At 71.4% G+C, this 16,327-nt stretch carries 13 protein-coding genes and 1 pseudogene; 5 read left to right on the plus strand and 9 right to left on the minus strand.

What is annotated here, in order from left to right:
* Positions 1–92: 92 nt before the first annotated feature.
* Positions 93–668 (minus strand): hypothetical protein, encoded by a 576-nt coding sequence (locus KBI5_RS14250; RefSeq protein WP_023839759.1) that lies wholly within the window; start codon positions 666–668, stop codon positions 93–95.
* Positions 669–929: 261 nt separating this feature from the next.
* Between KBI5_RS14250 and KBI5_RS14255 the strand changes: the two genes are divergently transcribed.
* The 3 genes and pseudogenes from KBI5_RS14255 to KBI5_RS28730 all read left to right on the plus strand — a co-directional run.
* Complete coding sequence (locus KBI5_RS14255; protein ID WP_235462778.1) at positions 930–1,487, plus strand: GNAT family N-acetyltransferase; 558 nt, start codon at positions 930–932, stop codon at positions 1,485–1,487.
* Positions 1,488–2,074: 587 nt separating this feature from the next.
* A complete protein-coding gene (locus KBI5_RS14260) occupies positions 2,075–3,121 on the plus strand; it encodes a DUF1003 domain-containing protein (RefSeq protein ID WP_011435118.1) in 1,047 nt (348 codons plus the stop codon).
* A gap of 114 nt (positions 3,122–3,235) precedes the next feature.
* Positions 3,236–4,102 (plus strand): annotated as a pseudogene (locus tag KBI5_RS28730) (serine hydrolase); the annotation flags it as partial.
* A 476-nt stretch (positions 4,103–4,578) separates the two neighbouring features.
* Here KBI5_RS28730 and KBI5_RS14270 read toward each other — a convergent pair.
* The 3 genes from KBI5_RS14270 to KBI5_RS14280 all read right to left on the minus strand — a co-directional run bounded on the left by KBI5_RS14270 (position 4,579) and on the right by KBI5_RS14280 (position 7,677).
* Positions 4,579–5,814 carry a YihY/virulence factor BrkB family protein gene (locus tag KBI5_RS14270; RefSeq protein ID WP_347272504.1) on the minus strand — a complete coding sequence of 412 codons (1,236 nt, stop codon included), beginning with the start codon at positions 5,812–5,814 and terminating at the stop codon, positions 4,579–4,581.
* Between the two features lie 29 nt (positions 5,815–5,843).
* Complete coding sequence (locus KBI5_RS14275) at positions 5,844–6,506, minus strand: 2'-5' RNA ligase family protein (protein WP_085015498.1); 663 nt, start codon at positions 6,504–6,506, stop codon at positions 5,844–5,846.
* Positions 6,507–6,780: 274 nt separating this feature from the next.
* Entirely contained in the window at positions 6,781–7,677 is an 897-nt protein-coding gene (locus KBI5_RS14280) for a serine hydrolase domain-containing protein (RefSeq protein WP_035729730.1), read from the minus strand.
* A gap of 370 nt (positions 7,678–8,047) precedes the next feature.
* Between KBI5_RS14280 and KBI5_RS14285 the strand changes: the two genes are divergently transcribed.
* Complete coding sequence (locus KBI5_RS14285) at positions 8,048–9,268, plus strand: geranylgeranyl reductase family protein (RefSeq protein ID WP_085015505.1); 1,221 nt, start codon at positions 8,048–8,050, stop codon at positions 9,266–9,268.
* A 74-nt stretch (positions 9,269–9,342) separates the two neighbouring features.
* Here the strand turns inward: KBI5_RS14285 and KBI5_RS25340 are convergent, their stop codons facing one another.
* A complete protein-coding gene (locus tag KBI5_RS25340) occupies positions 9,343–10,203 on the minus strand; it encodes a DUF3017 domain-containing protein (protein WP_235462776.1) in 861 nt (286 codons plus the stop codon).
* 461 nt (positions 10,204–10,664) lie between these two features.
* Here KBI5_RS25340 and KBI5_RS14295 point away from each other — a divergent pair, with 461 nt between their 5' ends.
* Complete coding sequence (locus KBI5_RS14295) at positions 10,665–10,988, plus strand: hypothetical protein (RefSeq protein WP_011435111.1); 324 nt, start codon at positions 10,665–10,667, stop codon at positions 10,986–10,988.
* 580 nt (positions 10,989–11,568) lie between these two features.
* Here the strand turns inward: KBI5_RS14295 and purH are convergent.
* The 4 genes from purH to KBI5_RS14320 all read right to left on the minus strand — a co-directional run bounded on the left by purH (position 11,569) and on the right by KBI5_RS14320 (position 16,284).
* Positions 11,569–13,215 carry a bifunctional phosphoribosylaminoimidazolecarboxamide formyltransferase/IMP cyclohydrolase gene (purH, locus tag KBI5_RS14305; protein WP_011435110.1) on the minus strand — a complete coding sequence of 549 codons (1,647 nt, stop codon included), beginning with the start codon at positions 13,213–13,215 and terminating at the stop codon, positions 11,569–11,571.
* Positions 13,212–13,862: a phosphoribosylglycinamide formyltransferase gene (purN, locus tag KBI5_RS14310; RefSeq protein ID WP_085015499.1), complete on the minus strand. Its 651-nt coding sequence runs from the start codon at positions 13,860–13,862 to the stop codon at positions 13,212–13,214. The genes purH and purN overlap by 4 nt, the downstream gene beginning before the upstream one ends.
* 196 nt (positions 13,863–14,058) lie before the next feature.
* Entirely contained in the window at positions 14,059–14,604 is a 546-nt protein-coding gene (locus KBI5_RS14315; RefSeq protein WP_011435108.1) for a helix-turn-helix transcriptional regulator, read from the minus strand.
* 180 nt (positions 14,605–14,784) lie between these two features.
* Positions 14,785–16,284 carry a DUF6350 family protein gene (locus tag KBI5_RS14320; RefSeq protein ID WP_241882904.1) on the minus strand — a complete coding sequence of 500 codons (1,500 nt, stop codon included), beginning with the start codon at positions 16,282–16,284 and terminating at the stop codon, positions 14,785–14,787.
* Positions 16,285–16,327: the final 43 nt, after the last annotated feature.

The following is a 16,327-nucleotide window of genomic DNA, read 5'->3' on the forward strand; positions in this document are numbered from 1 at the left end:
CGCGCTGCGAGGTCGATCGGACAACCCGGCCCGGAGGGGCCGGCCGACGAAGAACCACGATCCGACGACCATGGCCTTCGACGTCCCGCGGCTCACGCCCGCAGGTGCTGGAGCGGCCCGGCGAAGGTCCGCATCACCTCGCTGAACGTCGTGTCGGGACGGTAGGCGGGCGGCTGGACCGATTCCCCGGCCCCGCTGCGGGCCGCTCCGAACCGCATGGTCCACAGCATCGTCTCGGCCACCGGGAGGGTGGCCACGACCGCGTCGTTCTCATCCTCCAGCTGGCCCGTCAGCCAGGAGACGCGGTCCGACTGCAGCGCGCAGACATAGATCACCTCGCCGGCCGCGTTGCCCGGGGCCGCACGCAGCCGCGCCGCCTGGTCCCCGGCGGCCAAGGCCTCGCCCAGCCGGTCGGCGACCAGCTGACGTTCCCACAGTTGCGCATCCTGGGCGATCCGGACGGCGACGCCACCGCACAGCCTCCGCTCGACGTGGATCTGCGCGTCGATCTCGGTGGCCTCACCGAAGTACCACGCGAGGACGTCGGGCAACGCGGCCCGCAGCTCCGCGGCGGACGGCTGGGCCATCGCCAGCCCCGGGCACTGCGGGGACCAGGCCGACCACGAAGGCCCGTCATGCCGCACGATCAACGAGACGGGCCTACCCACGATAGATCATCTCGCGCGACTCCTCCGCCGTCCCGCCGCTTTGATCAGTATCCGCGCTTCCCTCGCTGCCCGGGAGCACTTTGCGGTAAAGGCCGGACCGATTACGCGCAACACCGGCCTGTCCCGCACAACACCGACCTCTCCCGGCCGACGGTCTGGTCACGGGCGGCACTGACACGGAGGATGCGCAAGGGATCCGCAAGGCGGGCCAGGTCGGCGGGCCAGGTCGGCGGGCCAGACGGCGGGAGGGAGGGAGCGGTGGTGGGGGCCGACGACATCCGGGGGCGCCGGATCGGACCAGACGAAGGAATGCTGTTGCGAAGGCTGCGTCTTGCCGCGCTCACCGATGCTCCTTCGGCGTTCTGGCAGACCCTGGCCGAGGCGAGCGCGCTGCCCGCCGAGGAGTGGGACGCCCGCGCCCGCGCCGGAGCCTACTCGTCCGCCGATCTGGTGGCCATCGTCGCCGTGGCTGGCGAGGCCGCCGGGATGGTGCAGGGCTTCACCCCGGTGGGCCGTCCCTGGTTACGGGAACTCGGCGCCATGTGGGTCGCTCCCGAGGCGCGGGGCACCGGAGCCGCCGACACCCTCCTGGCCACCGCGATCGACTGGGCCCGCCAGGCGGGCGCGGAGGCGGTGAAGCTCTGGGTGGTCCCCGGGAACCGTCCGGCGCGGCGCCTCTACGCCCGCCACGGATTCCTCGTCCTGGGCGGGCCGAAACCCGTCACCGACGATCCGACCGTCAAGGTCTTCGTTCCGATGCTGCTGCCGCTGTATCCCGCCCGGCCCCCGCCGCCCGCTGACAGTCCCCGCTTCGGGTGACGTCACCGCGACCGGTATCACGGGTGCCCCGGTGGGTTGGGGAACAGCTCCGGCGGTTATCCTTGACAAGCCCCCGAAAAATCCTCTACGGAGGACCAACACGAGGAGGTGGCCGCTGTGAGTCCTGGCGGGTGCTCCAGTAAAGGCCGCTTCCTGCTCGTGGACGTCAGCCAGCACTGAATCCCGGGCCGATGAGCGCGCACCGTCGCGCCCGGCCCGCGTCCACGGAACCCGGGTAGACGACGCCCGGGGCACTGTTCGGAAGTCCGGCCTGTTCGGACGCACGGCCCTCCTGTCCGGTGCGGCCGTGCCGTCGGCGACGTCGTCTCCGCCTCGGAGACGACGGTCACCGCTCTCCCGGCCCGACCGGTTCATGCCGGTAGCACGGAGCCATCCTGTCCCGGCCGCGCTTCCCTGATCCGTCCGGGTCGGCAGTCGCGTGGGCCGCGAGCAGTGCACAAGCAGGTGCGGTCGATCGAAGTCGTATCGACCAGAGGTCGCCGTGGCGATGCCGCCCGCGGCCTGCTCGAGGAATGCGCGCTCGCAGCTGTCCGGCAGTGGCTGGGGCGCGCGGAGGGGGACCTTCCATGAGCATCTCAACATCGCGGACCGCGGGACGTCGTCGTGCCTGCACCGAGCGTCTCGACCTGCCCGCCTCCGGCCGGGTCACACTGATCCCCCGGGGCATGGACCGGGAATCGGTCAGTCGCTTCGCGGAGGCCATCGCCCGTTTCCTGGGAACCGGGCGCTACCTCGCCATTCAGACCTGTATCGTGATCGTCTGGATAGCCTTGAACATCGCGCTACCGCTGCTGCGGTGGGATCCCTACCCTTTCATCCTGCTGAACCTGGCCTTCTCGACCCAGGCCGCCTACGCGGCACCGTTGATCCTGCTCGCCCAGAACCGACAGGACGACCGTGACCGTGCCTCGCTGGCCGAGGATCGGGCGGTCGCTGTACGTATGCGGGAAGACACCGAGTTTCTCGCGCGTGAGATCGCCGCGCTCCGGCTTGCCCAGAGCGATGCGGCGACCCGGCAGTACATGCGCGGCGAGCTGGCCGGCCAACTCGAATCTCTTCGCGGCGACATCGAGAGTCTGGTGCGGGACGCGGTTCGCGTTCCGCCCCAGACGGCGTCGGATGAACGGGAGCCGACCGCCGCACGATCGCCGTCACGGCACGGCGGGCCGACGCCCACCCCCGGTGGTGCCCCCCGGGAAACGAGCGACCCCGAGACCGAGGGCCCACCCGCCACGGGCAAGCCGAACATCGGGAACCCGGAACGCCCCCGGCGGCCCAAGCACCACAAGCGCAGGAACACCACGGGTGTGAGCACGACCGGCATCCCCCCTCACTCCACGGACGCCGGGTATGCCACCCGCACCGGGAACCGCGAAAACGGCGGTCCCGACAGGAAAACGACGCCGACCATCGCCACCGGTCCCACCCCGAAGACCACGCTCGACGACCCCACCCGGGAGGCCGGCGCGACGACGCACCTCAAGAACAGAGGAGTTACAACGCACGGGCACCATAGTCTCTCTGCCCATACGGGCTCCTCCTGGCATTCATTGGGAAAGCCGCAACCAGTGGATTCCTACCCAGGAAACGTCCACTCGCGACACGGGTCGTAACCACCCTTCTGCGGAACGGGTCAACCCAGTAGCGTTCGGCAGGTGCGTGTCCCCTGTCCGCCCCGGCATGACCCGCGTCGCCTCCGCGGAAGCCTCGGGCGGGCGCTGGTGGCCGTGGCGGTCCTCGGAGCAATCCTCACCCCGTTCCTGAAGATCGTTCCAGCGACCGCGGCCGTCCCCGCACCCACTCCCGGTCCCACGAGCGGCCTGGGTACCGCCGCGTCCCCCGCGGCCGGCCTCGGGCCGCCGGCTGCGGCCAGCGCCCCACCCGCGGTCCCGCCCACCGTCCCGCTCGCCGCACCGGCACCCACCGCCGCTTCCGACTCCGCTCCCCCGGCCGGTCTCACGGCCGCCGAGTGGCTTGTCGCGGACGCGGGAAGCGGCGCCATCCTCGCCGCCTACCGCCCACACGCCCAGGATCTCCCGGCCAGCACGATGAAAATCCTGACCGCGCTGACCGTGCTGCCCGGCCTGCCGCCGGACCAGGTCGTGACGGTCGACGAGAACGCCCCTCGGGTGGACGGCACGAAGGTCGGTCTCGTGCCGGGGGTCGGATACACCGTCCGTGACCTGGCGACCGCCATGCTGATCTCCAGCGGAAACGACGCGACCATGGCCCTGGTCCAGGCGAGCGGGGGAACTCCCGCCGTGCTGCAGCGGATGAACGCTCTAGCCAGGTCACTCGGCGCAACGGACACCGTCGCCGGTGACCCGACCGGACTGGACAGTCCCGGCCAGGTCACCAGTGTGCACGACCTAGCCGTGCTCGGTCGGGCGGCGTTGGACAACCCGACGGTGCGCGGCTACCTGACGATCCCGCGCGCCTCGCTCGCCGGCCGGGGGAGCACCCGCTTCGAGATCCAGAACCACAACGCCCTGCTGCGTTCCTACGAGGGGACTATCGGGGTGAAGAACGGCTACACCATCGCGGCCGGCGCGACGTTCGTCGGCGCGGCCACCCGCGGCGGCCACACCCTCATCGTCGCCCTGCTGCGGACGGCTCCCGCCTACGGCAAGGACGCGCGCGCGCTGCTCGACTGGGGCTTCGCGCACGCCGACACGGTCACCCCGGTCGGGTATCTCGCGAACCCCGGGGCGACGGCGGCGGCGTCGAGCGGGCCCGCGGGAGACCGGCCCTCCATCAGCCCGGCGGGTCCAGGGGTCGCGCCGACCGCCGGCACGGCAACATCCTCCTCTTCCTCCTCGCGGCACGGAGTCGCCCGCGCGGGCGATCCTGGCAGCGACATCGGCCCGATAACCTGGATCGCGATCGGCTGCACCGTCGTAGCATGCCTGCTCACCGCACTCACCCATCGGGCCGCCCGGGTACGCCGACGCCAGCGCCGGCGGCGGCACGCGGCGGCGGGCCTCCGGGACGTCGAGCGCCCGTCGGGTCGGCCGCCCGCACCGCGTTACGGACACGTGTCCGTAACGCTGAGGCCGGCTGCCGGACCTGATCAGTCCGATCTGCTGGATGTCCCCGAGGGTATGCGGCGGCGCAGAAATGCCCGTACCCGGGCGGGGAGGGGCACCGTGCCACGCGGGTTGCTCTCCGACGCCACCCGCACCGGTCCGGCCGAGGATGGCTTCGCCGACGACGGGTCGGATGAAGCAGGCGCGAGCGGCGTCGAGCCGTTCTGGGAGCCGGGCACCAGGCGGCGGGAGGCCTCCGGGTTCGGCGAGCCGCTCGACCGGTAGGACTCCGGCCCCGTGGATCCCGCGCCTGCCGCGCCCGCGCTCCCCGCCGCCGCGCGGTCGGCCGCCTCGGAGACGGTATGCCGGGCTGCCGAACCGGAGGGGAAGACGTCGGAGTTGTAGGGCGCCGTCACGGTCCAGGCCGCGACGAACAGCGTCCATCGCATGACAATGTTGATCCAGATGAGCAACCCGACGATCACCGCGAACGTACCGTACACCGGATTGCTCATGGTTTGCCCGACTAGCCAGGTGCCGACGATCTTGAGGATCTCGACTCCGACGGCGCCGAGCACCGCACCCCGGACCGTCCGCACCCGGTCGGTCTGCTGCGGCAGCCGCCAGAACAGATAGAGGAAAACCGCGGTGTCGATCGCGAGGGCGACAAGCAGGGCCAGTAGGCCGGTCACCCAGGCCGCGGCGGTGCTGCCGGACAATCCGATCCAGCTCAGGAATGACCCGGTGGCCGAGGTCGAGAGGCTGGTCACGACGAGTGAGGCCAACAGAGTCAGCCCCAGTCCCGCGAGCACCGTGACATCCCGCAGCCGCCGGGTGATGATGTTGCCGACATCGATGTCCTGGTGCCATACGAGACGGATGGCGTCCCGCAGCGCGTCGATCCACGCGAGTCCGGCGAGCAGGAGGCCGGCAAGACCGATAATGCCCACACCGACCTTGGCGTTGCCAATCGAGGCGACGTCGAGCTTGTCCGCCAGGCCCGGAAGATAGTCGTTGATCTGCCGGGTCAGGCTCTCCTGCACATCGGGGTACGCGTCTACGACGAAGCCGGTGACCGCGAAGGCCAGCGCGATCAGCGGGAAGAATGACAGGAACGCGAAGTAGGTCGCCGACGCYGCGAGACGATCACCGCCATCGGCTGTGTAGCGGGAATATGYCCGGACGAGGTGATCGAGAAACGGACGTTTCCGGCGTACCGCCACAGCGGTACCGGAAACCGTCCCGACACCGGCCCGTACCGCCTGACGAGGTCCCGTCACATTCGTTACTGTCCCCCGACGACGTGCGCTCACTCCCGAGATCCGAGTGTGGCGCGTCGCCCCCCGCCGCCCACCGGTTCCGGCCCACGCTCAGGGCGACCGAACGGGAAGAAGCGTAGTTGCCGCCAGCGCAGGTCGGCGCCTCTTTCGTACAGCCCGAATCCGTTGACCTCGAACTGCGCCTGATATTCGGCGAGCGCATCAAAGGCGCGATCTAACGCGTCCTCGGCAAGATCGTGCGCGACGGTGACGTGCGGATGGTAGGCGAAGCTGAGCGGCCGGTCGAGAGGACCGGACCGTACCACCGCCGCCAGTTTCTCGCACCGGAGAATACCCATGGCGAGGGCGACGAACACGACCGGGGACAACGGCCGGAACGTGCCGGATCCCCGCAGGCGGATGGTGAACGGGGAGTTCGTCCGCGCCGTCTGCGCGAGGTGGCGCTCGATCATGGGCAGCTCCACGAACCCGACGGAGGTCGGACCCAGCAGGGTGACGTGCGGGACGATGAGGGCTGCGTTCGGGTCGCCGAGTCGCTCCCGCCAGTCCTGAAGCTCTGTGCGGTACGGCTCGGGGATGCCGATCGCCACCCCGATGTCCACCCGAGTCGCGGAACCGAGCGKATCGACCGATTCACCGGGATCAACGGCCGGGACAACCTGGACGGTATGACCGTTCACCCCCTCAGTCATGCGGGACCGGCTCCCCGACGAAAGCAGTGAYGATCGCTACTCTGCGTATCCACATGCCTGCCTGCGCCGGGTGAAGAACCGGCCGTCGGGATCGGTCTCGCCGAGGAAGCATGCCGACATCATGGCCCATGAGCCACGGCCGTCCCGCGCGGACCATGGGAAGGGGATGCGGATTCCAGATCATGACCAAAAGCTGACAATACCCTCGGGAAAAACCGGCATCCGACCGGAAATGCTCACCGACGGCTGYGCCGCACCCGCCCTTTCTCGCACGTCACGCCAAGCGGTTTGCGGACCACGAGGGGGCCTGCGCCAGGATCGCGTCCGCCAGCGGTGGCCAGACTCGCTGGGCCCACTCGCCAAAATCACGATCACAAAGAGTCACACATGCGAGGCGGGCGACGGGATCCACCCACAGGAAGGTCCCGCTCTGCCCGAAGTGGCCGAAGGTCGACGGCGCGTTGGAGCTGCCCGTCCAGTGCGGGTGCTTGTCGCCGCGGATCTCGAAGCCGAGTCCCCAGTCGTTGGGGGTCTGCTGGCCGAAACCCGGCAGCACGCCGGCAAGTCCGGGAAAGGCGACCGAGATGGCCGTGGCGAACGTCGCGGAGGTGATCAGCGTCGGGGCGAGGAGCTCGGCAGCGAAGCGTCGCATGTCGGCAAGCGTCGCCGTCACGCCGGAGGCCGGGGATCCCGTCAGCCGGGCATCGTGCATCCCGAGGGGCTCGAAGACCGCCTGGGCGAGGTAGTCGGCGAAGGCGATGCTGGTCGCCTTCTCCAGCGCCTCCCCCAGTCGCTCGAACCCGGTGTTGGAGTAGATGCGACGGGTACCCGGGGGGGCCAATACGCGGGTCCCCGAGAACGCGAGCCCGGAGGTGTGGGCGAGCAGATGAGCCACGGTGGACCTGGGGGGTCCGGCGGGATCRTCGAGCCCGATCGCGCCCTCCTCCACGGCGATCAGGACCGCATAGGCGCTGAGCAGCTTCGACACCGAGGCCAGCCGGAAGAGATGATCGAGTGGTCCGGTCCGCGCCACCTCCCGGACCCGCGGGGTCACCGCTGCGCCCGGCCACCCGGACCCCGCACCCGGTCCGACCGCCTCGTCCTCCCGACCCATCACCACGACCGCGACGGTCTCGACCGGCCACGCCGCCACCTGTCCAAGAGCGTCCACGTTCCGCACTGTACGAGGTTTTCCCGCCGGTCCCGACGACCCGGGCACCCGGTTCCACCCCGCGGGCCCGGCAAGGCGGGGCATGCGTCCCCCCGGGGGGCAGCCGGCTGCGAGACTGGCGGGCGTGCAGACCCCCACATCCCCGTCCGGCCCGCCCGCCCCGCGTGACGAGCACCTCGGAGAGAACCCCCCCACGGATACCCGAGGATCCGGCGTGGCCCCGGGGGACGGCGTGGCCCCGGGAGACGGCCCAGGTCCGCGGGAACGGGCGGAGAGACGTGACAACGCGGGAACCGCGGGACCACGATACGTGACGGCAGGGCCGGTCAAGGATGCTGACACGATCACCGTCGCCACCCCGATCGTGCGCGTGGACGAGGCTGCCGACCTGCTCTCCCGTACGATTGACGTCCTTGTCGTCGGGGGCGGYCCGGCCGGCAGCGCGGCGGCTCTGGGCGCCCTGCGGGAACGCCCGGACGCACACGTYGTCATCGCCGACGCCGCCGAGTTCCCCCGGGACAAGACCTGCGGTGACGGCATCGCCCCACACGGCCTGGACGTCCTGCGTGATCTCGGCGTGACCGATGCGGTCGCCGGGTACCGGCCGGTGGACCGCATGCGCCTGCGCACCCCAGGGGGCGCCGAGGTGGCCACTCCCTCAGCCCGAGCCAACTACGTGGTACCCAGGGAGGTCTTCGACGCCCGTCTCGTGGCCGCCGCCCAGGCACGTGGAGCTCAGCTGATCCGGCGGCGCGTGCGGTCCCTGGAGTTTACCGACCGGCCGCRCCTGGACGGTCGGGGACGGGAGCCGGTCGTCGTGGTCAACGGCTCGCTCACGGCGCGGGTCGTCATCGGCGCGGACGGCGCAAACTCCGCGGTACGCCGCGGGCTCGGGCTGCCGGGTAACCCCCCCGGGGCAATGGCGATCGCCGTGCGGGCCTATACCGAGGTCGCCTTCGGCGACGGCCCCCCCGAACAGTTCATCCACATGACCGACGAGGGTTGGCCAGCCTACGCCTGGTCGTTCCCGATCGGCGACGGCCGTGYGAACATCGGCTACGGGATGCTGCGGTCCCGGCTGGCCGGCGGGACGGACGGAACGAGTGCCAAGACCGTCCTGCGTCGCACGCTCGCCCGCATGCTGCCCGAGACACCGGCGCACCCGGCCACGCTGCGGGCCCATCATCTGCCGCTGTCGACCCATCGCCCCCGGYAGCCGAACGGTCCCGTGCTGCTCGCCGGGGATGCGGCCTCCCTGATCAACCCCCTGACCGGGGAGGGCATCTACTACGCGGTGCTGTCGGGGTCGCTGGCCGGRCATGCCGCCGTCCGCGCGGCGCACCCGGCCGCCGCGGGCCGGGTCTACCGACGCGCTCTCGACGCGGAGCTGGGACGGCATCTGYGGCACACGGCTCTGCTCGCCGGTCTCGCCGGGCGGCGCCRCACCCTGATGGACGCGGCGGTCCGGGCCGCCCGCACCCGTACCGAGCTGTACGACATGCTCGTCGAGATCGGGCTGGGCCGCGGCACCATCCCGACGAGTTCCCTGACCCGTCTGGCGATGCGGCGCACCATGACCGGCCTGCGCTAACCCGTCACGGGCCGCGCCCGACCCACCCCGGCAAGACCCGCGACGGCCACGGGCCGAGTGCGGTGGACAAGCCGTCACGGGCCGACGTAGGGAACGGCGAATGTGAGGATTATCACAGATACTCCAAACAGGAGGAGAATACTCACATCGAAGGCCCGTCCTCGCACCGCCAGCAGGCCGATCCGCCGTGCCGGCAGCACCAGACGGGCCAAAGCGGCCATCACCAGGACCACGCCGACGACCACCATTCCTCGGCGCCATCTGTCCTGGAAGACCAGCATCAGCCCGACGGTGACCCCGGCGAGCACCAACGCGAAGGTGGCCTCCTGCCGTAGCCAGCCGCCGATCCCGCCCCCGTCGCCACGCCTGCCGGGCTCGGCAGGCCCGGGCCCGGCGGGTGCGCCGGGCGTGACGAGTGGCGGCGGGGAGGCAGCTGGGACCGGTGTTCTCCGGGATCCGGAGATGGTCCCTGCCACGGGTGGCCCAGGCTCCGCACCGACCGCCGGCTTCCGGTGCTCCCCGAGGCCGACCAGCGGGGAGGACACCGAACGCCACGGGTCGTGCGATGGGATGCCGTCGCCCGCGACCCGCTCCGGTGGGGACGATCCGGGCTGACCCGGGGCGGCCGGCGGGGCCGGCGTCGGCGGAACGGGACGGTCGAACCGGCGCAACCCGCGATACTCGGCAGGAAGGCGCTCGTCACGATCCTCGCTCGGACGGAAGACGTCAACGCGGGCGGTGCCCGGCCACGACGGACGCCGCCGGTCCGCTTCCGCCCCAGCGCGGCGCGGCGGCAGCTCTGCCCGTTCCGCCCGGGGATCGGGCGCCTCATATCCGCCGGAATATCCGCCGGATCGGTGCCGCCCCCCCGGCCCGGGGCGGCCTGGATCATCCCCGGGTCGAGCCGGGCCGGAGCGGCGCACCGCGTCGGTCACCCTCGCCTCCGGCAGCGGTCGAGATCTCCTGCTGGACAGTGGTCCCGTACGGGACATGGTGGCGTCCCCGCCGTCATCGGCGACGACTTCCACCCAAGTGCAGGATGCATCGAACACCAATCCAACCAGGGCATCGGTCCTTACGGACACACGGTAGGCCGCCTGYGGCATCGGCGCCCACGGGCGCAGGGAGCACGGCGGGGCCACRCCGAGGCCACGCAGGGGTGGCCCGGGTGAACGGCCGGCCCGTCGGGCGGCGGATCCTCCACGACGGTGATCTGCCCGATGCCACGACCTGCCGAAGCGGGGATGACAGCCCTATATCACATGCCAGCGACCAAGGATACGATTACCCCATCCGAGCACATCACGCGCACAATATGCAGCACCCCCACCTATAGGCATCATGCAGGCTTAGGGCAGACTTCCGGCCGCAGTGCCCAAGTGGGATGGAGCGTGACGTGACAGACGAATCACCACACAGCAAGAAGCTGCAGGAACTGATGTTCCGGGCCTGGGAGACCTTCGGGGACGCCCGACACCTGGACAGCGACGACCGGGTGTTCGTCCAGGCGCTGGCGAGGCAGACGGCGGATCGGATCTCGGTGCTCTACGGCGCGAGCTGGCGCGACGCCCTGGACTGGGTAGCCCAGCGCTATGTGCCGAACGGCGACCAGCCCGGCGGTGTGCTCGCGGCGGCGGCCAGCCCAACGGCAACGACGTCCAACGGCAGCGCCAGCGGGCGCCGGGGCTCGGCGGCCGCGGAGGCGAACGCCGCCTCGTGAAGTGAGGGCACCGAACGGCGCACGGCGCCGTTGGGCGGCGCCACGGACGAACCACCAGAGCCACCAGAGCCGGTCGGAACATCGACCGAGGCCAGCCTGCCGGCGGGTCGGGACAGAACGTCCGGGGACAGACGACCGGGCACCGATCAGCAGTCGTCCGATCCGCCATGGCCATCCGGAGCGGACGGGTGGACGGGAGGCCGGCCCGGCGCGGCCAGATTATCGCTGTCCCAGGCCGATCATCGATCTGACAGCGATCATCTACCGGAGGTCGACCGGCATCCCGGACGCCTGCCCAGTGCCCCACCGGACACGCGCGCCGACGGGCCGGGGGCACCCGGCGTCGTGGCGAGCACCGGGACCGGGACCGGGATCATCGGCGACGCCGTGGAGCCGACTCCTTCGATCGAACTGGAGTATCGGCGTACGGACGGGCATCTGCGATGGGGCCGCCGATTCCGGTGAAGACATGCGCCGGTGAAGACATGCGTGCCGGGGCCGCCGACGACCTCCTCGACAAAGGCTTCGGCCGATGGCTGGCGGAACACACGCCGGTGCCACCGGCCTGGGTGGCCCGCTGTCAGTGCGCGAAGTGGCGGACACCGCTGAAGTAGAGCGTGACGCCGGCCTCCCGGGCAGCCGTGATGACGAGCTCGTCGCGCACCGACCCGCCCGGTTCGACCACGGCCCGCACCCCCGCCTCGGCGAGCACCTCGAAACCGTCGGGGAACGGGAAATAGGCGTCGCTCGCGGCGACAGCCCCCTTCGCCCGGTCCCCTGCCCGGGTCACYGCGAGCCGGGCAGCGTCCACCCGGTTCACCTGGCCCATCCCGACTCCGACGGTGGCACCGCCGGACGCGAGGAGGATGGCGTTCGACTTCACGGAGCGCACCGCCCGCCAGGCGAACCGCAACTCGGCCAGCAGGGCCTCGTCCGCAGGCGATCCCGCCTCCAGCGTCCATCCGGACGGCTCGTCGCCCGGCGCATCGACGGCGTCCCGCGACTGCAGGAGCAGGCCTCCGCTGATCTGGCGCAGTTCGATCCCGCGCTGGTGCGGCGGCGGTGGGCACTCCAGCAGCCGGATCGACGGCTTACGAGAGAGGATCTCCACCGCGGCGGGTTCGTAGGCCGGTGCGACGACGACCTCGGTGAAGATCTCCGCGATCTGTTCGGCGAGCTCGCCCGAGACCGGACGGTTGGTCGCGATCACCCCGCCGAAGGCGGAGACCGGGTCGCAGGCATGCGCCTTGCGGTGGGCCTCGGCGATGGTGGCGCCGATCGCGATGCCGCAGGGGTTGGCGTGCTTGATCACGGCCACGGCGGGCTCGGTGAAGTCGAACACCGCTCGGCGGGCGGCGTCGGTGTCGGTGTAGTTGTTGTAGGACATCTGCTTGCCGTGCAGCTGACGGGCCGAGGCGAGGCCGGGCCGACCCTCGGCGTCGCTCTCCACGTAGAGCGCGGCGCGCTGATGGGGGTTCTCGCCGTAACGCAGGACCTCCGTACGGTGCCACTGCGCGGACAGCACGTCGGGCCATCCGCTCTCCCGCGCCACCTCGTCCGGCGCGACGACGCCGGCGAACCACGAGGACACGGCGATGTCGTACGCCGCGGTGTGGGCGAACGCCTTCGCGGCGAGCCGGCGGCGAGCGGGAAGATCATATCCGGATCCGCGGACTGCGGCGGCCAGCTCGGCGTAGTCGCCGGGTGCGACGACAACGGCGACCGACGCATGGTTCTTCGCCGCCGCGCGGATCATGGCCGGACCGCCGATGTCGATCTGCTCGATCGCCTCGTCCTCGCTCGCACCGGCGGCGACTGTCGCGGCGAACGGGTACAGATTGACGACGACCAGGTCGAACGGAGCGATGTCGAGTTCGGCCAACACCGCGGCGTGCTCGGCGTTACGCAGATCGGCCAACAGACCGGCGTGCACGTGGGGGTGCAGCGTCTTGACGCGACCGCCCAGCACCTCCGGAAATCCGGTCACGGTGCTCACCGGTGTGACCGCCAGCCCGTGACGGGCCAGGACGTCGGCGGTCGAACCGGTCGAGACCACCTCGACGTCGGCCGCAAGGAACGCCTCCGCGAGGACGTCGAGCCCGCTCTTGTCGTAGACGCTGACAAGCGCCCGTCGYAGCGGCCGCCGCCCGGTGGGGACCACTTCGCCGGGTTCGGATCCGCGGACAGCCCCGCCCTCGCCGGCCACACCTTCGCCCGATGACGTCATGATTCCTCCTGTACCCAAACTTCTGCCGATGCGGGAGACCCATGCTCGCCCCGCCGATGTCCGGCCGGGGTCGAGTCGCCGCTCCCGGCCCGCACGATCCCGCCGATCGTCGCGACGAACAGTCCTCGCTCGACGCTCTGGATCCGTGCATGAAGTGTCTGCTCGGTATCGYCTGGCTCAACCGGCACCGCCCGCTGAGCGATGATCGGACCGGTGTCGACGCCTTCGTCGACCCAGTGCACCGTCACCCCGCTGACCTTCACCCCGGCGGCCAACGCGTCACGCACCGCGGTGGCTCCCGGAAAGGCAGGCAGCAGCGACGGGTGGGTGTTGATCGTCCGGAACCGGCCGATCACCCGGGCACTGAGAATCTTCATGTAACCCGCCAGGACCAACAGATCGGGCGCGAATTCGGCGATCCGCCCGGCCGTCGCGGCGTTGAAGGCATCCCGGTCCGGGTGGTCCTCGAGACGAACGGTGAACACCGGGACCCCCGAGGCCCGGGCCCGCCGTTCCGCTCCGGTGCCGTAGCGGTCGGTGYCGACCGCCACGACCGCCGCGCCGAACCCGGGGTCCGCGGTTGCGTCGAGGATCGCCTGCAGGGTGGTTCCCGCTCCCGAGGCGAGTACGACGAGACGAGCAGACACAAACACACTCCGTAAGCAGAATCAGGCGACGCGACGAGCCGCCCGCTGCGCAACCGCCACCTGCGGACGACGGCGGAACAATGGCCGGTCCGACTGTACTGACTCGACCAGCTCCGCCGCTTCCCACCGGAAACGCGCGCACCGGCGCCCGCCGGGCGCGGCCCGCCAGGCGGCCACCCGAGCCCGGGACTGCCGATCATGCCGCCGGAACCCATCCGGCGAGGAGATTTGCCAGCCACGCGTCGAGGGCCTGGGCGGACGGGACCTCGCAGGCCGCCGGAGACGACAGCCCGTCAGCCAACGAGCGCAGCCCCGCACACCCGTCCTCCTCCGTGCCGCCTGCTGCGCAGGTGCACCCGACGGAGGCCGCGGGGCCCGCCCCTCCCTCGAAGCCCTCGTCGAGTTCGCCGTAGTCCCGCCCGTCCAGCAGATCACCCGGCCGGCACAGGTAGAGCTCAGCCAGCCGTGACAGGACCTGCGTGGAAGGCGCCCGGCTGCCCTTGGCCGGCCAGCTCTCCCAGTACGAGAAGGTCTTACCGGTCTTGGCCGGCCCAGAACCGGGCCACCGCTCGTTCCAGCGGCGTGCGGCCTCCTCCTGCGTCCAGCCGTGCGCGAGGCGGAACGCGACGAGCGCGCTCAGGTGATGGCGGGCCTGCAGTCTTCGGGCGATGCGGCGATAGGACCAGCCCAGCTCCCGCAGGCGGAGTGCTTCAGCCCGGATACGGGCGACCGTGACCGCCACGACGACCTCCGTGAAGATGATCCAGTGCGGTCACGGTAACCGACTGCGCGGACAGTTTTCGGATGCCGACGGGGTGCCGGGCGGGCGGGGAGGGAGCGGGCGGGGAAAGATCCACGCCGGGCGGGAAGCTGCGGACCCACAGACCTCGACGAGGCCGCGACAGCGGGGCCGCGAGGCCAGTCAGGGGTGTCGTCGTGACAGCCGGGCTGACGACCATGAGCCGGATGGCTGCAGCCGGCGCCACCAGGAGGACGCCGCCGYGTCGTCGGCGACGAACGGCCGCTCGGCCCGACGGGCCGCCAGGTCGATGCCGCCGATCAACAGGAGTCCGACAAGCGCGGTCTCCCCCCCGGCAATCAGGCCGCACAGCCATCCGGACGAGGGACCATAGTGGTTGCCCTGACCCGTCACGGTCCCGACCTGTCCCATCGACACCTGGACCGCCAGACCCACGAGGGCACCGCAGACCACCGCCCCGAGCAGGACGGTCAGGAGGCGAGCCCGGGAGCGGCGTCCCAGGCTCGCCCGATGGACCATGACAGCAAGCACGACTCCGGCCACGACGGGCACCAGCGCCAGCACGAGCCACCCGGGCCTGGGCAACGCGCTCGGCGGAAGGGCCGCCAGCACCGGGAGGTCCGGTAGATCGGCCGGGCGGACGACATCCGCCCGGACCAGACCCGAACCCGTTCGAAATCCTGGTCCAAGGGCGTAGGACAGACCCCAGAGGACCAGGTTGGGCAGCAGCGCAAGCTGGGTCGCCGTGAGCCCGAGACCCCCGAGCGCGCCCACGTCGAGCGAGCGCTCGGCGGCGGCGACCTCGGGCTCGGTCGCCGCGAGCACCAGCGCGACCCCGAACGCGGCGGCCGCCAGCAACGCCATGAACGCCGCCGCGCCGGACAGCAGGGGGACGCGCAGCATCACGGGCAGCATCCGCCATGCCGTGCGCAGCCGATGGCGACCGGCCAGCGCGCCGAGCAGGGCGGCCGGTATCCCGAACGCGACCGTCCCCAGCGCCGCGGAACCGGGGGTCGGCCGTACCGAATGCGTGCGCACGATGACCGCGACGACCACGACGAAGAGAGTCTGGGCGCCCACGACGCCGATGACGTCGCCCGCCACGGCCCGCCAGGGGACCCCGGGGGCGCCATCCGACCGGCATCGGCCCCCGCGGGAGTCCCCGGGGTTCGCCCCCGAAGCGGCGGGGCGCCCTCCGCCGAACCGTGCGGGCCGCAACCGCGACACCCGGCCCAGCGGCATCCGACCGAGCGAGACCCGGTTCAGCGACACCCGGCCCAGGGGCGTCCGGCCCAGGGGCATCCGGTTGAGCACGGCATGCGACTGCAGTGGTGCCGCGCTCGCCCGCCGATGCGCCGCGCTCAGCGCCGCGGCCAGCGGAAAGAGGGCGAGGCCCAACGGCCGGAACGCGATGATCCCGTCAGGGAGCCGCAGCGTCGTTCCGTGAGCGGCAAGCCACAGATCGGCTCCGACGCGCAGAGCCGCGGCGGGTCCGGTGGAGGAGCCGGTATCGGCTCCCCACACAACCAGAACGACGAATTCGATGAAGATCAGGCCCGCGGCCGACGCGGCGACCGCCTCCGCCAGAGGCCGTCCGCCCCGCTGCCAGATCCGATCGGTGAGGCGTCGCGGCAGTCGGGGCGGCTGCATGGAGGCGGGCACGTTAGGACGCTCGCACGCAGATGCGCGGCTCAGCGGACAACAC

Origin of the sequence: Frankia sp. KB5, assembly GCF_002099325.1 — a bacterium.
Classification (GTDB): domain Bacteria; phylum Actinomycetota; class Actinomycetes; order Frankiales; family Frankiaceae; genus Frankia; species Frankia casuarinae.